This is a genomic window from Pseudomonas sp. RIT-PI-r, assembly GCF_001297015.1.
Lineage (GTDB): Bacteria > Pseudomonadota > Gammaproteobacteria > Pseudomonadales > Pseudomonadaceae > Aquipseudomonas.
In genome coordinates, this window is the sequence record NZ_LIGE01000041.1 from 1 (window position 1) to 21,964 (window position 21,964).

General features: G+C 60.7%; 20 protein-coding genes. 11 read left to right on the plus strand and 9 right to left on the minus strand.

The genetic code is table 11. The features are described 5' to 3' along the window. Positions 1 to 182 precede the first annotated feature (182 nt). Positions 183 to 662, minus strand: coding sequence for an Lrp/AsnC family transcriptional regulator (locus AK821_RS24305; protein WP_008081091.1), 480 nt, complete (start codon positions 660 to 662; stop codon positions 183 to 185). A 452-nt stretch (positions 663 to 1,114) separates the two neighbouring features. On the opposite strand from AK821_RS24305, the gene AK821_RS24310 reads away from it, so the two are divergent. Then, the gene (locus AK821_RS24310; RefSeq protein WP_064392285.1) at positions 1,115 to 2,179 is read left to right on the plus strand and encodes a DUF6515 family protein; all 1,065 of its coding nucleotides are present in this window, start codon (positions 1,115 to 1,117) and stop codon (positions 2,177 to 2,179) included. Here the strand turns inward: AK821_RS24310 and AK821_RS24315 are convergent. Together AK821_RS24315 and AK821_RS24320 are read right to left on the minus strand one after the other, a co-directional pair. Continuing rightward, positions 2,173 to 3,069, minus strand: coding sequence for a cation diffusion facilitator family transporter (locus AK821_RS24315; RefSeq protein ID WP_064392286.1), 897 nt, complete (start codon positions 3,067 to 3,069; stop codon positions 2,173 to 2,175). The two genes, AK821_RS24310 and AK821_RS24315, sit on opposite strands and share 7 nt — an antisense overlap. Positions 3,070 to 3,081: 12 nt before the next feature. Next, complete coding sequence (locus tag AK821_RS24320; protein ID WP_064392288.1) at positions 3,082 to 3,501, minus strand: hypothetical protein; 420 nt, start codon at positions 3,499 to 3,501, stop codon at positions 3,082 to 3,084. A 110-nt stretch (positions 3,502 to 3,611) separates the two neighbouring features. Here AK821_RS24320 and hrpB point away from each other — a divergent pair, with 110 nt between their 5' ends. Beyond that, on the plus strand, positions 3,612 to 6,131 hold the full coding sequence (hrpB, locus tag AK821_RS24325; RefSeq protein ID WP_064392290.1) for an ATP-dependent helicase HrpB: 2,520 nt from the start codon (positions 3,612 to 3,614) through the stop codon (positions 6,129 to 6,131). Positions 6,132 to 6,243: 112 nt separating this feature from the next. On the opposite strand, the gene AK821_RS24330 is transcribed toward hrpB, so the two are convergent. After that, complete coding sequence (locus tag AK821_RS24330; RefSeq protein WP_064392291.1) at positions 6,244 to 7,158, minus strand: LysR family transcriptional regulator; 915 nt, start codon at positions 7,156 to 7,158, stop codon at positions 6,244 to 6,246. Positions 7,159 to 7,379: 221 nt separating this feature from the next. On the opposite strand from AK821_RS24330, the gene AK821_RS24335 reads away from it, so the two are divergent. From AK821_RS24335 to AK821_RS24350, 4 genes are all read left to right on the plus strand, one after another. Then, the gene (locus tag AK821_RS24335) at positions 7,380 to 8,870 is read left to right on the plus strand and encodes an aldehyde dehydrogenase (protein ID WP_064392293.1); all 1,491 of its coding nucleotides are present in this window, start codon (positions 7,380 to 7,382) and stop codon (positions 8,868 to 8,870) included. Between the two features lie 517 nt (positions 8,871 to 9,387). Further along, complete coding sequence (locus AK821_RS24340; RefSeq protein WP_064392295.1) at positions 9,388 to 10,374, plus strand: ABC transporter substrate-binding protein; 987 nt, start codon at positions 9,388 to 9,390, stop codon at positions 10,372 to 10,374. Positions 10,375 to 10,384: 10 nt separating this feature from the next. Beyond that, positions 10,385 to 11,188, plus strand: coding sequence for an ABC transporter permease (locus AK821_RS24345; protein ID WP_064392296.1), 804 nt, complete (start codon positions 10,385 to 10,387; stop codon positions 11,186 to 11,188). After that, entirely contained in the window at positions 11,176 to 12,012 is an 837-nt protein-coding gene (locus AK821_RS24350) for an ABC transporter ATP-binding protein (RefSeq protein WP_064392298.1), read from the plus strand. Before AK821_RS24345 ends, AK821_RS24350 begins: the two co-directional genes overlap by 13 nt. Positions 12,013 to 12,110: 98 nt before the next feature. On the opposite strand, the gene AK821_RS24355 is transcribed toward AK821_RS24350, so the two are convergent. After that, positions 12,111 to 13,190: an endonuclease/exonuclease/phosphatase family protein gene (locus tag AK821_RS24355; protein ID WP_064392300.1), complete on the minus strand. Its 1,080-nt coding sequence runs from the start codon at positions 13,188 to 13,190 to the stop codon at positions 12,111 to 12,113. 75 nt (positions 13,191 to 13,265) lie between these two features. Beyond that, positions 13,266 to 13,940 carry a YciC family protein gene (locus AK821_RS24360; RefSeq protein WP_064392302.1) on the minus strand — a complete coding sequence of 225 codons (675 nt, stop codon included), beginning with the start codon at positions 13,938 to 13,940 and terminating at the stop codon, positions 13,266 to 13,268. Positions 13,941 to 14,119: 179 nt separating this feature from the next. Here AK821_RS24360 and AK821_RS24365 point away from each other — a divergent pair, with 179 nt between their 5' ends. From AK821_RS24365 to AK821_RS24375, 3 genes are all read left to right on the plus strand, one after another. Then, positions 14,120 to 14,866 (plus strand): DUF2076 domain-containing protein, encoded by a 747-nt coding sequence (locus tag AK821_RS24365; protein ID WP_064392304.1) that lies wholly within the window; start codon positions 14,120 to 14,122, stop codon positions 14,864 to 14,866. A 199-nt stretch (positions 14,867 to 15,065) separates the two neighbouring features. Further along, positions 15,066 to 15,545 carry a LabA-like NYN domain-containing protein gene (locus AK821_RS24370; protein ID WP_007949802.1) on the plus strand — a complete coding sequence of 160 codons (480 nt, stop codon included), beginning with the start codon at positions 15,066 to 15,068 and terminating at the stop codon, positions 15,543 to 15,545. A 35-nt stretch (positions 15,546 to 15,580) separates the two neighbouring features. Beyond that, positions 15,581 to 16,186, plus strand: coding sequence for a 3'-5' exonuclease (locus AK821_RS24375; protein WP_053124223.1), 606 nt, complete (start codon positions 15,581 to 15,583; stop codon positions 16,184 to 16,186). Positions 16,187 to 16,319: 133 nt separating this feature from the next. Here the strand turns inward: AK821_RS24375 and AK821_RS24380 are convergent, their stop codons facing one another. After that, a complete protein-coding gene (locus AK821_RS24380; protein ID WP_064392305.1) occupies positions 16,320 to 16,772 on the minus strand; it encodes an Lrp/AsnC family transcriptional regulator in 453 nt (150 codons plus the stop codon). A gap of 163 nt (positions 16,773 to 16,935) precedes the next feature. Between AK821_RS24380 and yedA the strand changes: the two genes are divergently transcribed. Next, complete coding sequence (gene yedA / locus AK821_RS24385; RefSeq protein ID WP_064392307.1) at positions 16,936 to 17,871, plus strand: drug/metabolite exporter YedA; 936 nt, start codon at positions 16,936 to 16,938, stop codon at positions 17,869 to 17,871. A 52-nt stretch (positions 17,872 to 17,923) separates the two neighbouring features. Further along, entirely contained in the window at positions 17,924 to 19,261 is a 1,338-nt protein-coding gene (locus tag AK821_RS24390) for a DEAD/DEAH box helicase (RefSeq protein WP_064392309.1), read from the plus strand. A gap of 313 nt (positions 19,262 to 19,574) precedes the next feature. Here AK821_RS24390 and AK821_RS24395 read toward each other — a convergent pair whose 3' ends face one another. Then, on the minus strand, positions 19,575 to 20,822 hold the full coding sequence (locus AK821_RS24395) for a TIGR03862 family flavoprotein (protein WP_064392520.1): 1,248 nt from the start codon (positions 20,820 to 20,822) through the stop codon (positions 19,575 to 19,577). Between the two features lie 186 nt (positions 20,823 to 21,008). Beyond that, entirely contained in the window at positions 21,009 to 21,929 is a 921-nt protein-coding gene (locus tag AK821_RS24400) for a histone deacetylase family protein (RefSeq protein WP_064392311.1), read from the minus strand. Positions 21,930 to 21,964: the final 35 nt, after the last annotated feature.

Genomic DNA, 21,964 nt, shown 5'->3' on the forward strand with positions numbered 1-21,964 from the left:
TGCCGAGCCAAAAGCACGAATTCTGAACGAAGCTGCACGGTGGACACCTCTTCCCAGGACACAGGTCATCTCCTTGGTGATGAGCAATGTGTCTATTAAAATGTGTCCACCATGTCTCCGAACACCCATCCACCATGTGTCCGGTACATACAGGGAGAGGGCTGGGGTGAGGGTGCCTTTGATCAGTTGCGCAGGTGGGTCAAGGGCAGTTCAGTGCTGTTGAGCACCTGATTCAGTACGAAGCTCGAACGAACGCTGGTCACGCCCTCAATCCGTGTGAGGTGCCCAAGCAACAGCTTCTGATAGTGATCCATGTCCGGCACTACCACTTTCAATTGGTAATCGGCATCCACACCGGTCACCAGACTGCACTCCAGCACCTGCGGCAACGTGCGAATTGCCGCTTCGAAATTCTCGAAACGCTCCGGCGTATGCCGATCCATTCCGATCAGCACATAAGCGGTCAGGCTCAGCCCGAGCATCTTGCGATCGAGCAACGCAACCTGGCGCGAAATATAGCCGTCGTCTTCCAGTTGTTTGACCCGACGAGAGCAAGGCGAGGGCGACAGACCGATGCGCTCGGCCAACTCCTGGTTGGAGATGCGGGCGTCGCGCTGCAATTCCGCCAAAATGCTCAGGTCGTAACGGTCGAGTTTGCTCATCAATCTGTCCTTGGTTGTAACTATTGCGGCGGATTATCTATCCAGGGTTAAAAATTGCGCAAGTGGTGTTTATTTCAGCAATCTTCGCAATCATCTGTCGCGGCCTCAGGCCTATTCTTATCACCAGAATCACTGCTCGGTAACACAGTCCACGCGGCCCGCCCTATCCGGCCTGCCGCGGCCGCCACCCCCACCGGGGTTGTGCCGGCCCCCGAGCTGCACGCTGTCCAGAAGACGGCGTGAGGTGAGCCGACGTCAAAAGCGTCGAGCCAGGACGAAGTTCTCTAGAAGGGAGGCCGACGGGTCTCCCTTTTTTCTTGTCTGCGATTTCATGTTGCGGCGCTCAATAAATAAGTTGCGTGACTGATAACCTGTTGCAGAACCCGGTGTGTGTATTCCCGGTCTTAGTGACAAGTCCTCTTACATTTACAGGCCCCGCAGTGAGAAAAAGCATGAAGTCACGCATCTGGCGTCTGGCCGGTGTCGGTTTGCTGTGTGTGAGTGTCAGTGCGCAAGCGCTTGCTGACGAGCCGCAGAATCGTGGGCCGGATGGCGGTGGCCACGGGCAGGGCCCTCAGGGCGGCAATCAGGGCCATGGCGGTAACAATCAGCCGCGTCCGCAGAACAATCCATCGCAGAATTCGCCGCAACAGAATCAGCCGCGCCCACAGAACAACGAGATCATTCGTGGCGACAACAGTCGTCAGTTCGAGCACAACGGCAACAACAATGGCCAGTGGCAAAACCACGATCAGAACCGCCCGGCCTACAACCCCAACCCGGTGCGGCAGCCGCCACCGCCGCCGCAACTGCCGGCCAACAGCCTGCCGATCCAGCCTCGGCCCGACGCCGTACGCCAGACTCAGGAGCCGCGTCAGGGTTACTACCGCGACGAGCGTCCGCAGAACGGCTACAACAATCAGCATTGGCAGACCAACAACCGACCCAACGACAATCGCTGGCCGGGACGCCCGGACGGGCACGGCAATGGCTGGGGCCCCGGCCCGCAGTATCGGCCGGGGCATGTGATCGACCGCTTCCCGGATCGCGACTATCGCGTGCCGTATCGCGGTCAGGATTACTTCTTCTCCGGCGGCTACTGGTATCGCCCGCAAGGCCCACGCTACATCGTCGTGCAGCCGCCGCGCGGGATTCGTATCCAGTATTTGCCGGACTACGCCCGTGAAGTGTGGATCGGTGGTTCTCTGCTGTTCCTCGCCGCCGGTTCCTACTACGCGTACCAGGAAGCGACGCAGGATTACGTGGTCGTCGCGCCGCCGGTGCAACAGCAGCCGCAACCGCAATCACAGGGCTATGACGTTGAAGCCTATCCGGCCAACGGCCAGTCGCCGGAACAGGTGCAGCAGGACGGTTACCAGTGCTACCAGTACGCGGTGCAGCAAAGCGGTTTCGACCCGCGCACCGCGACCTATCAACCAGCGCCCGAAGTGGTTCAGGCGTACCGCCAGGCTCAGGGCAATTGCCTGAGCAGTCGCGGTTATCAGGTCAGTTACTGAGCCCGAGCGGCCAGCACCACTTCCTGCGGGTCGGCGTGCACCAGCACTTCGGCGCGCGGGTAGGCTTTGTGAATGGCATCGGCGGCTTGATCGCTGATGCCGTGGGCCACTGACAGGGTCAATTCCCCCGGCAATTCCAGGTGCAACTGCACGAACCAGTGGTTGCCGGAGATCCGCGTGCGCAAGTCATGCGCGCCCAACACCCCCGGCACGCTGCAGGCCAATTCGAGCATGTGCTGACTGACATCCGCCGGCAGTTCTTCATCCATCAACACCGAAAAACTTTCCCGGGCGATCTGTATCGCACTCCACAGAATGTACGCGGCAATCCCCAGACCGAACCACGCGTCCAGTTGCTCAAAACCAAACCCGGCCAAAATCAGCGCAATCAGGATGCTGCCGTTGAGCAACATGTCCGAGCGATAGTGCAGCGAATCCGCGCGCACGGCGTTGGAGCCGGTCTGCTTGATCACCCGATGCTGCAACACTAGCAACGCCGCCGTCAGCAACAGCGAAAACACGATCACACCGATGCTCAGCCACGGCGCCCCAAGTGGTTGCGGATCGTGCAGTCGCTCGTACGCCTGAAACGCGATCAACAGCGCACTGCCACCAATGAACAGCGCCTGCGCCATGCCCGCCAGGGATTCCGCTTTGCCGTGACCATAACGGTGATCGTCATCGGCCGGGCGCAGCGCGTAATGCACCGCGAGCAGATTGAGCATCGAGGTGACGCCATCCAGCGCCGAGTCGGTGAGGCCGGCGAGCATGCTCACCGAACCGCTGAGCCACCAGGCGATGGCTTTGGCGACGATCAGCGTGCAGGCGACCGCCACCGAGGCGCGGGTCGCCAGCCGCAGCAAGCGAGCGTGTTCGGGGCTGGATGTCATTGAACGTCCTTTTTAAGCGGCGGGGTGCAGGCCGAACATCGCCAGTTGTTGCGTGCTGCCCTTGTGCTGAATCAGGCGCGGGTCATCCAGAGGGAAATCCTTGCCCAACTCGCTTTCGAGAATAGCCTGCAGCTTGTGATTATCGACCTGACCGTCCGGGCCAATGGCTTGCTTGAGCTTGGCCGGGTCAATCTGCGCGGTGTGGCCCGGTTCGAAATAGATCGCGCCGGTGGCAAAGTCGACGGCAAACGCGATCAGGCCGGGAATGACGTAGAACAGCAGGCCCACGGCGTCGAGCACGGCAATCGCCGGGTCGATCTTGCCGTCGATCTGACCACGCCGGTCCGGGTAGAAAATCGAACCGCACGCGGTGATTTGCGTGAGCAGGGTGGCGACCAGTACACCGCCGATCAGGCGAAAAGGTAAGCGCATGGGAAAATCTCCTGATTGATCTAAGAACGAAGCGTCGTCGTGTGAAGTTAAGACCCTGACGAACGCCCGCCGGTTCGCCGTTATACTCGGGCCTCTGTTTTGGAGCCAGCATGAATTCTTTGCCGATCGATGAAGTTTTACCCGCCCTGCGTGAAGCCTTGGCGACTCGCCATGAAGCCGTGCTCGAAGCACCGCCCGGCGCCGGTAAAACCACCCGCGTGCCGTTGGCCCTACTCAATGAAGCGTGGCTGGCCGGGCAGACCATTCTGATGCTCGAGCCGCGCCGTCTCGCCGCGCGTGCAGCCGCGGAACGGCTGGCCAGCGAGCTGGGTGAGAAGGTCGGTGAAACCGTCGGTTATCGCATTCGCCTCGACAGCAAGGTTGGCCCCAACACGCGCATCGAAGTGGTCACCGAAGGCATTCTCACCCGGCGCTTGCAGGATGACCCGGCGCTGGAAGGCGTGGGTTTGCTGATCTTCGACGAATTCCACGAGCGCAGCCTCGATGCTGATCTGGCGCTGGCATTAAGTCTGAACGGTCGTGAGCTGTTTCGAGCTGAACAACCGCTGAAGATTTTGCTGATGTCGGCCACGCTCGAAGGCGAGCGCCTCGCCGGGTTGCTGGATGACGCGCCGATCCTGCGCAGCGAAGGCCGCATGTATCCGGTGACGATGCGCTGGGGGCGGCCGTTTCAGCCCGGCGAATATATTGATCAGCGTGTTACGCAAACCGTGCTCGAAGCGCTGCACGATGAAACCGGCAGCCTGTTGGTGTTTCTGCCGGGGCAGGCGGAAATCCGTCGTGTGCATCAACAACTTGTCGACGCCATGGGGGAGCGCAGCGACGTGTTGCTGTGCCCGTTGCACGGTGAACTCGACCTTAATGCGCAACGCGCGGCGATCGATCCGGCGCCGGCCGGTCAGCGCAAAGTGGTGCTGGCGACCAACATCGCCGAGACCAGTCTGACCATCAACGGCGTGCGCGTGGTGATCGACACCGGGCTGGCGCGGGTGCCGCGTTTCGATCCCGGTAGCGGCATGACGCGCCTTGATACCCAGCGGATTTCCAAGGCCAGCGCCACGCAGCGTGCGGGTCGTGCGGGGCGTCTGGAACCGGGTGTTTGTTATCGCTTGTGGTCGCAGGATCAGCACGAACAACTCGCTGCTTATGGCAGTGCGGAAATTCTTTCGGCGGATCTCGCCAGTCTGGCGTTGCAACTGGGCCGTTGGGGCGTGACGCCGGGCGAACTGGTCTGGCTCGACGTTCCGCCAGCGGCGGCTTATGCACAGGCGCAGGATTTGCTGCAACGGCTCGGTGCGCTGGAAGGTGACGCGCTGACTTCCCACGGTCAGGCCATGGCTGAGTTGCCGGCGCATCCGCGCATCGGTCATTTGTTGTTGCGCGGACAGGCGTTGGGTTTGGCCAACATGGCCTGCGACGTTGCCGCATTGCTTGGTGAGCGCGATATCTTGCGTGGCGCCGGGGCGGATTTGCACAGTCGATTGCTGCTGCTATCCGGCGAAGAGCGTGCCGCCCGAGGTGCGCAGGGCGGCGTACAACGGGCTAAGCAACTCGCCCGGCAATATCGCGGTTATCTGCGCGGCAAGGCCAGCGAGCCGGTCAGCGATCCCGATCATCCGCGCTGGCTCGGCGCTTTGCTGGCGTTGGCGTATCCCGATCGCGTTGCGCAACAGCGGCGAGCCGGTGGCGCGGAATATCGCCTGGCCAACGGTCGTGCGGCGCTGTTCGCCGAAGCCGACAGCCTGATGAAAGAGCCGTGGATTGTCATCGCCGACCTCGGCAGCCGTCAGGGCCAGCGCGAAGAGCGCATTTATCTGGCGGCGGATTTCGATCCGGCGCTGTTCGATTCAGTGCTCACCGAACAGGTGCGCAACGTCGATCAACTCGACTGGGACGAACGCGAAGGCGTGCTGCGTGCCGAGCGGCAACGCAAGGTTGGCGAGCTGATTCTCAGCCGCGAGCCGTTGACCGGTCTTGATGAAAATGCGCGCAGTCAGGCGCTGGTCAATCTGGTGCGGCGCAAGGGGCTGGAGCTGTTGCCGTGGACGCCGGAATTGCGTCAGTGGCAGGCGCGGGTGGCGTTGTTGCGCCAGTTGGAATTGAACAATCAGGACGACAGTCAGTGGCCAGATGTCAGCGATGCAACGTTGCTGAACAGTCTCGAAGACTGGCTGATGCCCTATCTGGGTAAAGTCTCGCGGCTCAGCCATTTTGCCAATCTCGATCTGTCGAGCATCGTGCGCAATTTGCTGCCATGGCCATTGCCGCAGAAGCTCGATGAGCTGGCGCCGCATCATTTGAGCGTGCCGTCGGGGTCGTCGATTCGTCTGGATTACAGCGAGTCTCCGCCGATCCTTGCGGTGCGTTTGCAGGAACTGTTCGGGCTGGCGGATACGCCACGGATTGCCGGCGGGCGCCAGGTGGTCAAGTTGCATCTGCTGTCGCCAGCGCGGCGGCCGGTGCAGGTGACGCAGGATCTGGCGAACTTCTGGCGTAGCACCTATGCCGAGGTGAAGAAGGACTTGAAGGGGCGGTATCCGAAGCATTACTGGCCGGATGATCCGCTGGTGGCCGAGGCGACCGCACGGGCCAAGCCGCGCGGGACCTGAAGATCAAGAGATCGCAGCCTTCGGCAGCTCCGACAGAATTGAAGTCGGCCACAAAATAATGCTGCGACATCGATCTACTGTAGGAGCTGCCGAAGGCTGCGATCTTTTGCTGTCAAGGGTGCGTCTTGGCCGTCAGTTGTTCGCGGCAATAATCGGCGAACAACTGCGCCGGTTTGGTCAACTGCCCGCGCTTGAGCCACGCCGCCACCAGGCCTGAACCGGTGACGTCCTCGACGATGTCCACACAGACGACTTTCTTGCCGTCGTAAGTGCATTCCGAATGCGGTCTGGTTACCAGAATCGAGAAGCCGAAACCCTGGCCGACCATCCCGCGCACCATCTCGATCGACGGCGAGCTGAACTCGATGCGTGGGGTCAGCCCGAGCTCTTCAAACAGGCTGACGAAGTAAGTCCGGCTCGGCTGCACATCGAGCAGGATCATCGGATCCAGGCACAGATCCCTTAGCGAAACCTGCTTGTACTGGGCAAAACGATGATCCGCCGGCAACAGCGCATATGGCCGTTGCGCCGGCATCAGCGGTTCGGTCTGAATCGTGGCGTCGAGTTCGTGTTCATAGAGGATGACCAGATCAAACGTGCCCGACGTCAGCCCTTGCACCAGCTCTTGCTGTTCACCGTCGCGGATGCGGATTTTCACTCCCGGATACAACGCCGAGAACCCGGCGATCAATTGCGGCAGGTACAACGGCGCGACCGTTTCGAAACAACCAATATCGATCTGTCCGGCGACCACGTCGTTGTCGGCCAACGCGTTCTGCTCAAACTCCTTGGCCATGCGCAGCAGCTCTTGAGCCTTGCGAAAAAACCGCGCACCGCTTGGGGTCAGCGACACACCCTGGGCGTGATGACGGATCAGCAGTTGCACGCCGAAGCTGTCCTCCAGGCCTTTGATCGCCGTGGAAATCGCTGGTTGCGCGATGTACAGCTTGCGCGAGGCTTCGGCAACGCTGCCGCATTCGACGGTGGTGATGAAGTATTTCAACTGACGCAAATTGTAGGCGGCCACGGCAAACCTCAGGACGAGCGGACTCGACTTCAAAGCAATTTGTGCGCCGCCACGTCCGTTGCGCGACGATGTTTTTATCCTTCAACCATAGCCACCTGCGCAGCGATTGGGGGAAGTCATTGCCCAGTGTTTTTATTGCCTGCGAAGACATTTTTACTATTTTTAGCCCGTGCGGGCCTGAGCGACCATCGATTGACAATAACGTCTCAGGAGCATCCGTCGTGTTCGAGCTTGCAGAGTGGCAGCGCCGCGCCGTTGCATTGAAGTTTCCCGATCAAGCCGTGATCGACGGCCAACACTGCGCCGCGCAATCAGGGCAGACCTTCGCTGTGATCAACCCGGCGACCGGGCAATGTCTGGCCAATGTCACCGCGTGTGGCGAGGCGGATGTCGACGTCGCCGTGCGTAATGCCCGGCAAGTATTCGAGTCCGGTATCTGGTCGCAACGCTCCCCGGCCGAGCGCAAGCAAGTGCTGCTGCGTCTGGCTGATTTGCTGATGAGCCATCGTGAAGAGCTGGCGCTGCTCGATTCGCTGAACATGGGCAAACCGGTGATGGATGCTTACAACATCGACGTGCCGGGCGCTGCCGGAGTGTTCCGCTGGTACGCCGAAGCCATCGACAAACTCTACGATCAGGTGGCACCCAGTGCGCCGAATGTGTTGGCGACCATTACCCGCGAAGCGCTCGGAGTGGTGGCAGCCGTGGTGCCGTGGAACTTCCCCTTGGACATGGCTGCGTGGAAGCTCGCGCCGGCGCTGGCGGCGGGCAATTCGGTGATTTTAAAACCGGCTGAGCAGTCGCCGTTTTCGGCATTGCGTCTGGCCGAGTTGGCGCTGGAAGCAGGGCTGCCGGCCGGTGTGCTGAACGTGTTGCCGGGGCTTGGCGAGCAGACTGGCAAGGCGTTGGGTTTACACGCGGATGTCGATTGTCTGGTGTTCACCGGCTCGACCCAGGTCGGCAAATATTTCATGCAGTACTCCGCGCAATCCAACCTAAAACAGGTCTGGCTGGAGTGCGGCGGCAAGAGCGCTAATCTGGTGTTCGCCGATTGTCAGGATCTCGATCTGGCGGCGGAAAAAGCGGCGTTCGGGATCTTCTTCAATCAGGGTGAAGTCTGCTCGGCCAATTCGCGATTGCTGGTGGAGCGTTCCATTCATGATGAGTTTGTCGAACGGCTGAAAGCGCAGGCCGAGCGCTGGTTGCCGGGCGATCCGCTGGATCCGCAGAGCAGTGCCGGGGCGATTGTCGATAGCAAGCAGACGGCGGGCATCATGGGTTTTATTCGCAGTGCCGAGCAGTCGGGCGCGACGCGGGTGTGTGGCGGGCAGCAGCGGCGATTTAACGGGTCGGACAATTTTATTGAGCCGACGATTTTTACCGGTGTAACTGCCGACATGCCGCTGTTTCGCGAAGAGGTATTCGGACCGGTGCTGGCGGTGATGCCGTTCGACAGCGAGGAAGAAGCGGTGCGACTGGCCAATGACAGTGTGTATGGCTTGGCGGCGTCGTTGTGGACTGATGACCTCAACCGCGCACACCGCGTGGCGCGTCGGTTGCGCGCGGGCACGGTATCGGTCAATACCGTGGATGCGCTGGATGTGACGGTGCCGTTTGGTGGTGGCAAGCAATCGGGGTTTGGTCGGGATCTGTCGCTGCACTCGTTCGATAAATACACCCAGTTGAAAACCACCTGGTTCCAGCTGCGCTGAGACCGAGTCGCCCCCTTCGCTGGCAAGCCAGCTCCCACAGGTTCAGCGGTATGCATGAAATCCAGCCACACCCTAGACCCTTGTAGGAGTGAGCCTGCTCGCGATAGCGGTGTGTCATGCAGCCGAGATATGGACTGACCTGACGCCATCGCGAGCAGGCTCACTCCTACAGTTTTCAGTGGTGTTCACAAAAACCGGGGTACAACTGAGATTCCTGTGGGAGCTGGCTTGCCAGCGATGACATTCTTCCACTCGCCGAAAACCCCCAATCTGCACTCACCTCGCGCACCCCCGCAATCCCCGCCCTGAAGCAGTGCGCACTACCCAGTTTTTTCATCATTTGCAGCCAACAATTTCCTGATTTTCCTCACCGCGCACATGGGCCACCATCGATCTTGCCCGCCAGCCGAATGTTGTCCGCCCAAGCGTCCGCGAGAGACCAACGGTAGCAACTGCACAACGGTCGGCGACCGTACTGCCCATGACAAAACTAAATCAACAGCGTCGGGAGTGCTCCATGATCAAGTCCTTGTGTCTCCGTCTCACTCACCCTTTGGCAATTACCGCTCTGGCCGCCACGGTCGCGACCAGCGCCCAGGCCGGCACCCTGTCCATCGGCCACACCACGTGGGTCGGTTACGGCACGCTCTATCTGGCTCAGGATCTGGGCTACTTCAAGGAAAACGGGTTGACCGTCGAATTGCCGGTGGTCGAAGAAGCGTCGATGTACATGGCCGCGCAGGCTTCGGGGCAATTGTCCGGCTCGGCGTCGACCATCGATGAGGTGCTCAAATATCGTCCGCAGTTCTGCTTCAAAGCGGTCGCGGCGCTGGATGACAGCCATGGCGGCGACGGCGTGCTGGTCGGCAAGGACGTGAAGAGCCTGCAAGAGCTCAAGGGCAAATCCGTCGCGGTCAACGAAGGCTCGACTTCACAGTTCTGGCTCTCGTACCTGCTGAAGAAAAACGGCATGAGCATGAGCGACATCACCGTGCAGAACATGACCGCTGACGATGCCGCCACCGCGTTCATCGCCGGTCGCGTGCCCGCTGCGGTGACCTGGGAGCCGCACCTGTCGATGGTCCGCGACAAGCAACAAGGCAAAGTGCTGATCGATAGCAGCAGCACCCCCGGGGTGATCGTCGACGTGGTCGCGCTCAATTGCAGCGTGATCGAGAAGCAACCGGAAGACGTCAAGGCGCTGGTCGCCGGTTTGTACAAAGCCGTGCAATACACCAAGGATCACCCGGAAGACGCGTACAAAATCATGGCCAAAGGCGTCGGCGGTTACCTCTCCGATCCGAAGGAGCTGGCCGCCGCCGCACAGGGCGTGCGTTTCTACGATCAGGCCATGAGCGAGAAACTGTTGGGCTCACCGGGCAAACCGGGTGACAGCGCAGCGCTGATCAAACTGGCCAACGAAACCGCCAGCGAATTGCAGGGCAAACCTTACAACGTCAGCAACGACGAACTGGTCGACAACCGTTTCGTCAGCCCGCTCTAGGAGGTTTGCAATGTTCAAGCGCAATTCGTGGCTGAGCCGCAGCCTCACGCCGAAAACCGCGTTGCCGGTGCCAGTGGTGTGGAGCGCCAGCGCGCTGGCCTGGGTGTTGTTGGTCGGTCTGTGGGCTGGCTTGTCTTACGGCGGCATCGTGCCGGGAATGTTTTTGCCGACACCGGGCGCGGTGGTTGAAGCCGCCGTGCGCCTGGGTCGTGACGGCACGCTCGGCACGCATGTCTGGGCCAGTGTCGAAGTGGTGATGGTCGGCTTCATCGTGTCGTCGCTGGTGGCGGTGCCGTTGGGGTTACTGATGGGCAGCTTCCGCATCGTCCAGGCGTTCCTTGAGCCGCTGGTGAATTTCATTCGTTATCTGCCGGTGACCTCGTTCGTGCCGCTGTTCATCCTGTGGATCGGCATTGGTCTGGAGCAGCGGGTTTCAGTGATTATCTTCGGCGTGTTCTTCCAGCAACTGGTGATGATCGCCGACGTGTCGAAGGGCATTTCCAAGGATTTGATCAACGCCTCTTACACCCTGGGTTCCAACCGTCGCGATGCGGTGCTGCATGTGATCGCGCCTGCCTCGGTGCCGGGTGTGCTCGACACGCTGCGGGTGACCATGGGTTGGGCCTGGACGTATCTGGTGGTGGCTGAGCTGGTCGCCGCTTCCAGCGGATTGGGTTACTTGAGCCTGAAAGCCATGCGCGGCTTTCAGGTGGATGTGATTTTCCTCGCCATCGCGATCATCGGCCTGCTCGGTCTGGTCACCGATCAACTGTTCCGTTTTCTCCGCCTGAGGGTTGCCGCATGGGCTCAGTGACTGCTGCCAATCATCGTTTCATCGAACCTGTCGCGACCCCGGCGCAAGCCGCGCCGCGCTTGCAGGTGGACAAGGTCAGCCTGCGTTACAAGAAGCCTGACGGCGGCACGTTTACCGCGCTGGAAGAGGTCTCGTTCGAGGTGCCGGATCAGCAGTTTGCGGTGCTGGTCGGGCCATCGGGTTGTGGTAAGTCGAGTCTGCTGTACCTGACCGCTGGGCTGGCGGAGCCGACCTCTGGAGAGATCTATGTCGGCGGCCAGCAAGTGCAAGGCCCCGGCGCGGATCGCGGCATGGTCTTTCAGAGCTACACGCTGTTCCCGTGGCTGACGGTGCGGCAGAACGTTGAGTTCGGATTGAAGCGTCGTGGCGTGCCGGCGGCGCGGCGCAAGGAGATTGTCGATTACTACGTCAACGAAGTCGGCCTTGCCGGGTTCGCCGACAACTACGCCAAACAGCTGTCGGGCGGGATGATGCAGCGTGTGGCGATTGCCCGGGCGCTGGCCAATGATCCGCAGATTCTGCTGATGGACGAACCATTCGGCGCGCTGGACAGCCAGACGCGATTGCAGATGCAGCAGTTGTTGCTGCGGGTCTGGGGCAACAGCAAGAAGACCGTGTTGTTCGTGACCCATGACATCGACGAAGCGATTCTGCTGGGGGATCGGGTCTATGTGATGGGCGCGAAACCGGGGCGCATCAAGCAGATTCTCGACGTGCCGATCGAACGTCCGCGCTCACTGGACATGGTCATGGAGCGCTCGTTTATCGACATGAAACGGCAGATCTTCGGGTTGCTGCATGACGACCTCGAAGAAGTGCATTGATCCCCTGTAGGAGCTGCCGCAGGCTGCGATCTTTTGATGTTGTTCTTGAAGATCAAAAGATCGCAGCCTGCGGCAGCTCCTACACGGGAATGTGTTGGTTATGGAGTGGCGGGGAGGAGGAAGCGGGCGATGACCGGTAGGTGGTCGGAAATGCGCAAGGTATCGTCCTGGCGCACCGTCGCTTCAACCCGTTTGATTTTCGGGCTGTAGAACAGGTAGTCCACCGTGCGATCCGGGCCATTCAGGCCGGGGTCGTTGGGGTAGTGTGTCAGCCACTGCGCACGATCAATCCCGCCGGCCTCGTTGTTGGTCGGGATCATCGGGTATTTGTCCCACAGCAGATGCAGTTCGCTGTCGGTGGAGTAGGGCGTACGCCGTTCGACCGGCAAGCGGCGGTATTGCCCGAGCGGCAACAGATTGAAGTCACCGCCGATCAGCCATGGCAGGCCCTGGCTTTCATATTTGTCGAGGACCTTGGCCACGGCGCTCACTTGCGCCTGCAAGGTGCTGTCCGCTTGGCTGGCGCGTTCCAGATGCGTGTTGAACACGGTCAATTGTCCGCCATCGCTGAGCGGCAGCTTGGTCGCGAGCAAGGCATCTTTGGGCTGAAACTGACGGCTGATGAAGTTCGCCGAGGCCACCGGCAATTGCAGGCGTTCGGCGTGTTCGATGCGGTAGCGGCTGAGCGTCGCCAGTTGCCGGCCGACGCTGCCGAAGATATGCCGATCAGGAACGAAGTCAGCCTTCCAGTCAAAAGCGCTGACGCTGCACGGATACAGGTCGGCAACCCTTTCCTGCAGCAGTTTGAGCTGATCCTGATAATCGCTGGCCTTGGCGCCGTCATCCAGTTCCTGCAACAGCACCACATCGGGCTGCTCATCGCGGATCACCCGCGTCACTTCGTCAAGGCTGAAGGCCATGTCTTCCAGCGTCGGCGCTTCATCATCGCCCTTGGCCAGGTCATTCCAGAACACGTAGCGCTTGCCAGCAAGAAACTGCACGTTCCAGGTCATGACTTTCAGCGCCTGCCCCGGCACCAGCGTCGGGGGCGTTCCGGTGCAGCTGACCGGCAGGGTTTCGCGAGGTTCGGGGCGCCAGGTCAGGCTGAAGATCAGCCCGCCGATCAGGGTGATGGCGAGCACAACAAACAACAGGGTGTAGCGCAGTAGACGGGTCATGGCTCGGCTTATAGCGTTACAGAAAGTGGCCCCGAGCATACCTGAGGGCAGTCGCCAAGCCCAAGTGCAGCGCTGTCAGACCGCTCCGTCACGTTTGTCAGGCGATTCGCTGATGAGCATGAACAAACGGAACAACACCACGCTGGTGAACAGTTGCAGGAAGCTGTGGGCGCTGTCGATCAGCACGGCGAGCACCGGGTTCTGCGGCTCGGGATACACCGCCAGCGTCGCGCCCTTGAGCAGCCACAACGGCGTCATCACACACAGAATGCACAGCAGGATCCGCCAGAAGTGCCCACGGGTCAGGCGCAGGCTTTCCTTCATCGCCTGCAACGGTCCGAGGCCGCGCAGCACCAGCAGATATTCACCGAACGCGAGCATTACCATCAGCATCAGGCCCGGCAGGAAATACAGCGACAGACCGAGCAGAATCAGCAAAGTGTTAAGTGCCGTGAGCAGGGCGAAACGCGGCCACAGGCGTGCAGACATTGCCAGCAGGTCAAGGGTGCGGGGGGATTCGCCACGTGTGCGGGCGTCGAGAAAGAGGATCAGTGCGGCGGTGTACAACGGATAAACCAGCAGGCCGACGACCACGCTGACTGAGGAAAAACTGTCCGGGTCGGTGTTGTGATCGACCAGTTGCAGCAAAAACGCTTCGAAGATCACCAGCGGCAGGCACAACTGCACGATGCTGACCAAATGGCGTTTGAAAAAATACAGGGAGTCGCGCAGCACTTCGAAGGCATTCATCAGTCGGTATCGCAGGTTGAAAACAGTGGCTCACTTTAACCGATGACGCCGGCGCCGGCACAAACGTAAACATTCGGTAAAGGTCGTTGAAACATCCTGTCACCGTCTCCATTACAGGAGAGCACCTTGTCCACCGTGGACGAGGGCAATGTTTTCCCCCGGCAATCTACGAGGTCGCCATGAACAGCGAAGAGCAAACCCTGATCGATGGACTGTTTTCCCGGCTGCAACAGGCCGAAACGGAGGCAGCCCCGCGTGACGCCCAGGCCGAGACGCGGATCAAGGAACACCTGACACGCCAACCGGCGGCAGGTTATTTCATGACCCAGGCGATTCTGGTGCAAGAGGCAGCGCTCAAGAGCCTCGACGAACAGAACAAGCAGCTGACCCAGCAAGTCCAGCGTTTGCAGGCTGAACTGCAATCGGCCAAGGCCCAGAGTGCCGCACCGGCGCCGAGTGGTGGTGGCGGTTTCCTGTCGAGCATCTTTGGTGGCAGCCCGCGTTCGGCGCCGACCCAGAGTGCCGCGCCGTCGTCCACTGGCGGCTGGCGCGAACCGGCTCCGCAGCAGAACTTCGCTGCTCCCGCGCCACAACAGAATTTCGGCGCCCCACCGTCTGGCTACGCGCAACCAGCGGCCCCGGCGGCCGGCAGCAGCTTCCTCGGCGGTGCCCTGAAAACCGCCGCCGGTGTGGCCGGTGGTGGGATGTTGGCGCAAGGCATCAGCAGCCTGTTTCATCACAACCAGCAGCCGGAAGAAATCGTTGAAGTGATCAAGGAAGAACCGGCGCAGGTTGCCGACCAGAGCAACAATGGCTGGGGCGATGATCAGCGCATGGCTGGCAACGATCAGGGCGGATTCACCGACACTGATTACAGCAGCGACGACAACTCATCGTTCTTCGATGACGACGATTCCTTCGTCTGACCCCTGCATTTCTCAGGTTTGGCACCAAACCTGTGGTGAGGGGGTAAATCCCCTCACCACATTCACCACTCGTCAGTAGCACCTCGGCGTCTGCCGGTGATTATTCGCTGAACCTTCCTCTTGGCTGGCATACTGAGCGCCTTTTTCGGGCCTGGCGCCCGATCCCGCTTCGTGCGCTTGCGCGCCCACAGGAACTCCGGTGAAAAAAATCGCAGTGTTCGCCGACGTGCAGAACCTCTACTACACCGTGCGTCAGGCCTATGGTTGTCATTTCAACTATGCCGCGCTGTGGGCCGACATCAGCAAGGACGGACAGATCGTCGAGGCCTACGCCTACGCGATCGACCGGGGTGACAGCAAACAGCAGCAGTTCCAGCAGATTTTGCGCAACCTCGGCTTCACCGTGAAGCTCAAGCCTTACATCCAGCGTAGCGACGGCTCGGCCAAGGGCGACTGGGACGTGGGCATCACCCTCGACATCATGGACGCCGCCGACCACGTCGACGAAATCGTCCTGGCCTCGGGTGACGGTGATTTCGACATGCTGCTCGAACGCATCATCAGCAAGCACGGCGTCCAGGCAGTCGCCTACGGCGTGCCCGGCCTGACTGCCAATTCGCTGATCCGCGCCGCCAGCCGTTACGTGCCGATCGAAGGCGCGCTGCTGCTGAAAAACTAAGCTGAACCATTGATTTGTACGGAGTTGAAACCGGTTTGGAACGCATTGCAGTCATCGACTTTGAAACCACTGGCCTGTCGCCGAACAGCAGCTGTCGCGCCACGGAAATCGCCGTGGTCATGCTGGAAAACGGCCGTATCGTCGAGCGTTACCAGAGCCTGATGAACGCGGGTGTGCGCGTCCCCGCTTTTATCGAACAACTGACCGGCATCAGCAACGCCATGCTGCGCACCGCGCCGCCGGCCGAGCAGGTGATGAACGAGGTCAACGAGTTTGTCGGCTGCACGCCGCTGGTCGCGCACAACGCCTCGTTCGACCAGAAGTTCTGGGACTTTGAACTGGGGCGGATCAAGCGTACGCGGTTGCAGAACTTTGCCTGTTCGTTGCTGCTGGCGCGGCGGCTGATGCCGGCGGCACCGAATCACAAACTGGGTACGCTGACCACGTTTGCGCGCCTGCCACACACCGGCCAGGCTCACCGGGCCATGGCCGATGCCGAGATGGCGGCCAACCTGATGGCGCATCTGGCGGAAGAGTTGCGCGGCAAGCATGGCGTGCGTGAGCTGTCACACGACCTGCTGTGCAAATTGCAGAAAGTCCCAGCCGCGAAAGTCAGCGAGCACCTGCAGCGCTATCGCTGATCCCCAGCCCAACACAGAACCCTGTAGGAGTGAGCCTGCTCGCGATGACGGTGTGTCAGTCAACATTTGTTTCGACTGATGCGCCGCCATCGCGAGCAGGCTCACTCCTACATTGGATCTGTGTTGATCCGAACTATTTGCCGTTACTTTCGATGTGGCCGAGCGGCACGCGCCTTTCGACGGCGCTCGACAGCACGATCGAGGTCTTGCTGAAGCCGAATTTCGCCACGCGATTGATCAACTCCTCCAGCTCCGTCATCGATCCCACCGCGGCTTTCATCATTACGCACGGATCGCCCGTGACCCGAAAGCACTCCGTCAGTTGCGGGATTTTCACCAGTTCGTCATACACCTTTTGACTACCGTTCTGGTGCAGCCTCAGCTCAATCACGCACTGGATCGGCAGACCGATTTTCGACAGGTCGATTTTCGCCTCATACCCGGTGATCACCCCGGATGCCTCAAGCTTGGCCACCCGCTCGGCGACGGCGGGGGCGGAGAGGTTCACTTTGCGCGCGAGGTCGGCGTAGGACGCACGGCCGTTTTCGAGCAGGGCGCTGAGCAGCATGCGGTCGTATTTGTCCATGCTCGGACTCCTGAAAATGCCGGACTTTCGAAATCTCGGTTTAATCCGTCGATCTCCGTGTTTTCAGAAGTGTAACGGCGCTATAAACAGGTTTTGTAACTTATTTTTGTCCGTGCGCCTTTCTAGAATAATCAATCCCCAGACCCAGACGTTCGAGTTGCCCATGCCTGCCTTGCGCCGTTTTTCCTTGCCGCTGATCGCCGCGTTTTTTGCGTTGTACGTGATTTGGGGATCGACCTATCTGGTGATCCGCATTGGCATTGAATACTGGCCGCCGCTGATGCTCGGCGGTGTGCGTTTCGTGATCGCCGGCACGTTGATGTACGCCTTCCTGCGCTGGCGCGGGGCACCGGCGCCGACCTGGGCGCAGTGGAAAGCGGCGGGGATCATCGGGATTCTGCTGCTCAGTTTCGGTAATGGCGCAGTGAGTGTGGCTGAACACACCGGCGTGGCTTCAGGCGTGGCGGCATTGGCGGTGGCGACGGTGCCGCTGTTTACTTTGCTGTTCGGTTATTTTTGGGGCGCACGTAACACGCGCCTGGAATGGGCCGGTGTGGCACTGGGGATCATCGGCATCGCCATGCTCAACATGGGCTCCAACCTGCAATCGAGTCCGCTGGGCGCGGCATTGCTGATTTTCGCGGCGGCGACCTGGGCGTTCGGCTCGGTGTGGAGCAGACATTTGCCGTTGCCGCAGGGCGCTATGGCCAGTGCGGTTGAGATGTTGGTCGGCGGTGTGGTGTTGCTGATTGGCAGCGCCGTCAGTGGCGAACGCCTGCAAGCCGTGCCGCCGATGGAAGGCTGGCTGGCGCTGGCGTACCTGATTTTCTTCGGCTCGATCATCGCCTTCAATTCCTACATGTACCTGCTCAAGCACGTACGTCCAGCGGCGGCGACCAGTTATGCCTACGTCAACCCGGCGGTGGCGGTATTGCTGGGGATCGTGTTTGTTGGCGAGACCATCGGAATCGAAGAGGCGCTGGCGATGCTGGTGATCATCAGCGCCGTGGTGCTGATAGGCTTGCCGCAGTGGCGCCGGCCAGCACAGCCGCCAGTCGTGGCGCCGACAGCCGTTCCCACAGAAACGCGTACGAATTAGGGTAAACTGCGCGGCATTGCATGCCTGCGTTATTTTTTCCTACGGTACCTCCATGACTTTCGCCACCCTTGGCCTGATCGAACCCTTGCTGCGCTCCCTCGAGAAGCTCGGCTACCAGACCCCGACGCCGGTTCAGGCGCAAGCCATTCCGGCCGTGCTGGCCGGTCGTGACCTGATGGCAGCCGCTCAGACCGGCACCGGCAAGACCGCCGGTTTCGCCCTGCCGCTGCTGCAGTTGCTGGCCATGGAAGGGCCGAAAGTCGCCGCCAACTCGGTGCGCGCATTGATTCTGGTGCCGACCCGTGAACTGGCCGAACAGGTTCACGAAGCCGTGCGCCAATATGCCGAAAACCTGCCGCTGCGCACTTATGCGGTGTACGGCGGTGTCAGCATCAACCCGCAAATGATGAAGCTGCGCGGCGGTGTTGATCTGCTGGTAGCAACGCCGGGGCGTCTGCTCGACCTGTTCCGCCAGAAGGCGCTGAAATTCAATCAGCTGCAAACCCTGGTGCTCGACGAAGCCGATCGCATGCTCGATCTGGGCTTCTCCGAAGAGCTGGCGAACATCTACCGCGCACTGCCGAAGAAACGTCAGACGCTGCTGTTCTCCGCGACTTTCTCCGATGACATCCGCCTGCTCGCCGGGCAGATGCTCGACGATCCGCTGACCGTCGAAGTCAGCCCACGCAACGTCGCCGCCAACACGGTCAAGCAGTGGATCGTGACGGTAGACAAAAAGCGCAAGGCCGAACTGTTCGTGCACCTGATGCGCAAGAACAAATGGAAGCAGGTGCTGGTGTTCGCCAAGACCCGTAACGGTGTGGATGCGCTGGTGGAAAAACTCCAGGGCCTCGGTGTGAATGCCGACGGTATCCACGGCGACAAGCCGCAAGCGACCCGTCAACGGGCGCTGGATCGTTTCAAGCTCAGTGAAGTGCAGATTCTGGTCGCGACTGACGTGGCGGCGCGAGGTCTGGATATCGAAGATCTGCCGCTGGTGATCAACTTCGATCTGCCGATCGTGGCGGAAGACTACATCCACCGCATCGGTCGGACGGGCCGTGCGGGCGCGACCGGTGAAGCGATTTCGCTGGTGTGTGCGGATGAAGTGAACATGTTGTCGGCGATCGAGATGCTGACGCGCCAGACCTTGAAGCGTGAGAACGAGCCCGATTTCGAGCCTGAGCACCGTGTGCCGGATACCGATGCCAGCGGTCAGGTGATCAAGAAGCCGAAGAAACCGAAGAAGCCGAAAGCTTCGGGCGGTGGCGGCAAGCGTAATCTGGGCAAGTGGGTCGACAGCGGCGAGACGCAGGCGCCGGAGCCTTCGGTCAAGCCTGTGCGCAAGGTGCCGGTGTTCAATACTGGACCTCGCAAGCGTAAGCCTTAAAGTCAAAAGCCCCTCATCGGAACGCCGCCCGCCTATCCCTCTCCCGGGGGGAGAGGGGACTGATTGGGGGATGCTTGCGAAGTACGCCGACCTGATTCTTCTGTTGTGAATCCATAATCGACAGGACCTTCGCCAGACACCTCGGTCGGCTGACAAAACCCACAATCGACTCGGTGGTTCAGGTCGATGTATGGCGTCAGACACCTCGGTCGGCTGACAAAACCCACAATCGACTCGGTGGTTCAGGTCGATGGATGGCGTCAGACACCTCGGTCGGCTCCCTCTCCCTCTGGGAGAGGGCTGGGGTGAGGGTTCAGGCAGACGCCTCGGATTTGAGCCGCTGCACGACCCCCAACCCCGCCGCCCGCCCGCTGGCAAAACACCCCGTCAGCAAGTACCCGCCCGTCGGCGCTTCCCAATCGAGCATCTCGCCCGCGCAGAACACCCCCGGCAACGTCTTGAGCATCAAGCGCTCATCCATTGCCTCGAACGTCACCCCCCCGGCACTGCTGATCGCCTCGTCCAATGGTCGCGTTTTCACCAACGTCAGCGGCAGTGCCTTGATCGCCCGGGCCAACAACGCCGGATCAGCGAACGTGGCGGCATCAGTGAGTTCACGCAACAGCGCCGCTTTGACCCCATCAATCCCGACCTGACTGTGCAGATGCTTGGCCATCGAACGCGAACCGCGAGGTTTGCTCAGCGCCGTCTGCAATTTATCCACAGGTCGGCCGGGCAGCAGGTCGATGTGAATAGTCGCCGCGCCATATTGATTGATCGCCTCACGAATCGGCGCCGACAGCGCATAAATCAGACTGCCTTCGATCCCGGTCGCGGTGATCACGCATTCGCCCAAGCGCGGAACGTCGTCGTTCAAACCGATGGCGATATTTTTCAGCGGCGCGCCGGCGAATTTGCTGACCATCAAATCGCTCCAGGCCTGTACCTCGAAACCACAATTACTTGGCTGTAGCGGCGCCAGTCCTACACCGCGCTGCTCCAGCGCGAGCATCCACGCACCGTCGGAACCAAGGCGTGACCAACTGCCACCGCCGAGGGCGAGCAGAGTGGCGTCGGGTTTGACGGTGATTTCACCTGCCGGGCTATCGATGCGCAACGCGCCGTGTTCATTCCAACCGAGCCAGCGATGGCGGGTGTGGATAATCACGCCGCTGTCGCGCAGACGCTTGAGCCATGCGCGGAGCAGCGGGGCGGCTTTCATATCAGTAGGGAAAACCCTGCCGGAGCTGCCGACAAAGGTTTCGATGCCCAGATCGTGAATCCATTGGCACAACGCATCGGCGTCGAAGCCGCGCAGCAACGGCGCGATCTGTGGTGCGCGTTCGGCGTATCGCGAGAGAAACGCCGGATACGCTTCGGAGTGGGTGATGTTCATCCCGCCGACGCCGGCCAGCAGAAACTTGCGGCCCACCGAGGGCATGCCGTCGTACAGGTCGACGCGAATTCCAGCCTCGCTCAGCACTTCAGCGGCCATCAGGCCGGCAGGGCCACCGCCGATGATGGCGACGTGAGCGGGGGAGGAGGCGGAGTTCTGGGTCATGGCATGCGCTGCGGTATGGCGGGATAAGGCGCGCATTCTAACAGCCGAGATCCCTGTAGGAGCTGCCGCAGGCTGCGATCTTTGCTGTGGATTTTTACCGGCAAGATCAAAAGATCGCAGCCTGCGGCAGCTCCTACGGGTTATCCACAGGCCGTTCCACAGCGATTGTGGGTAACGCAGCCCAGCTCAATGACAACCGTGTGACCGCCAGACGCGCTGCGCACTGTGATGGAGGATGCCGTGGCGACGGGCGAGGGCGTGGCGATCCTTGCTGTAGCCGCCGCCGATCACGCCCATCACCGCAATGTCGCGGCCCAGGCAATGGCGCATCACGCTTTCATCACGGGCGGCGACACCTGCATCGGTCAGCTGCAGATAGCCGAGGGCGTCATCCTTGTGCACATCGACACCGGCGTCATACAGCACCAGGTCCGGTTGATACAGCGGCAGCAAATAGTTAAGCGTGTCATCGACCACTTTCAAATAGTCGGCATCACCCATGCCTTTGGGCAGCGGGATGTCCCAGTCACTTTCGGCTTTGCGTGCAGGAAAATTCTTCTCGCAGTGCAGGGAAACGGTGATTGCCTCCGGTGTGTCATGAAGAATTCGCGCCGTGCCGTCGCCCTGATGCACATCGCAATCAAAGATCAGCACGCGATTGACCCGGCCGCTTTGCAGCAGGTAATGGCTGATGATCGCCAGGTCATTGAAGATGCAGAAACCCGCCGGGTAATCGTAATGCGCGTGATGGGTACCGCCGGCCAGGTGACAGGCCAGACCGTGCTCCAGGGCTTTTTCCGCTGCCAGTATCGAACCGCCGACCGCACGCACCGTGCGCCGTGCCAGTGCTTCGTTCCATGGCAGGCCAAGGCGCCGTTGGTCTTCGCGGGACAACTCGCCGCTCATGTAGCGTTCGATATACGCACGGTCATGGGCGAGGGCGAGGATGTCGTTGGGGCAGATCTCCGGGCGCAGCAGATCGGCGTCACGGGTCAGCCCGCTGTCGACCAGGTGATCGCGCAGCAAACGAAACTTGTCCATCGGGAAGCGGTGATCCGCCGGAAACTCGGGGCTGTAGTCTTCGTGGTAGATCAGCGGCAGTGGCATGGCGGTTTCATGTAGGAACGTAGGAAAGAGTGAAG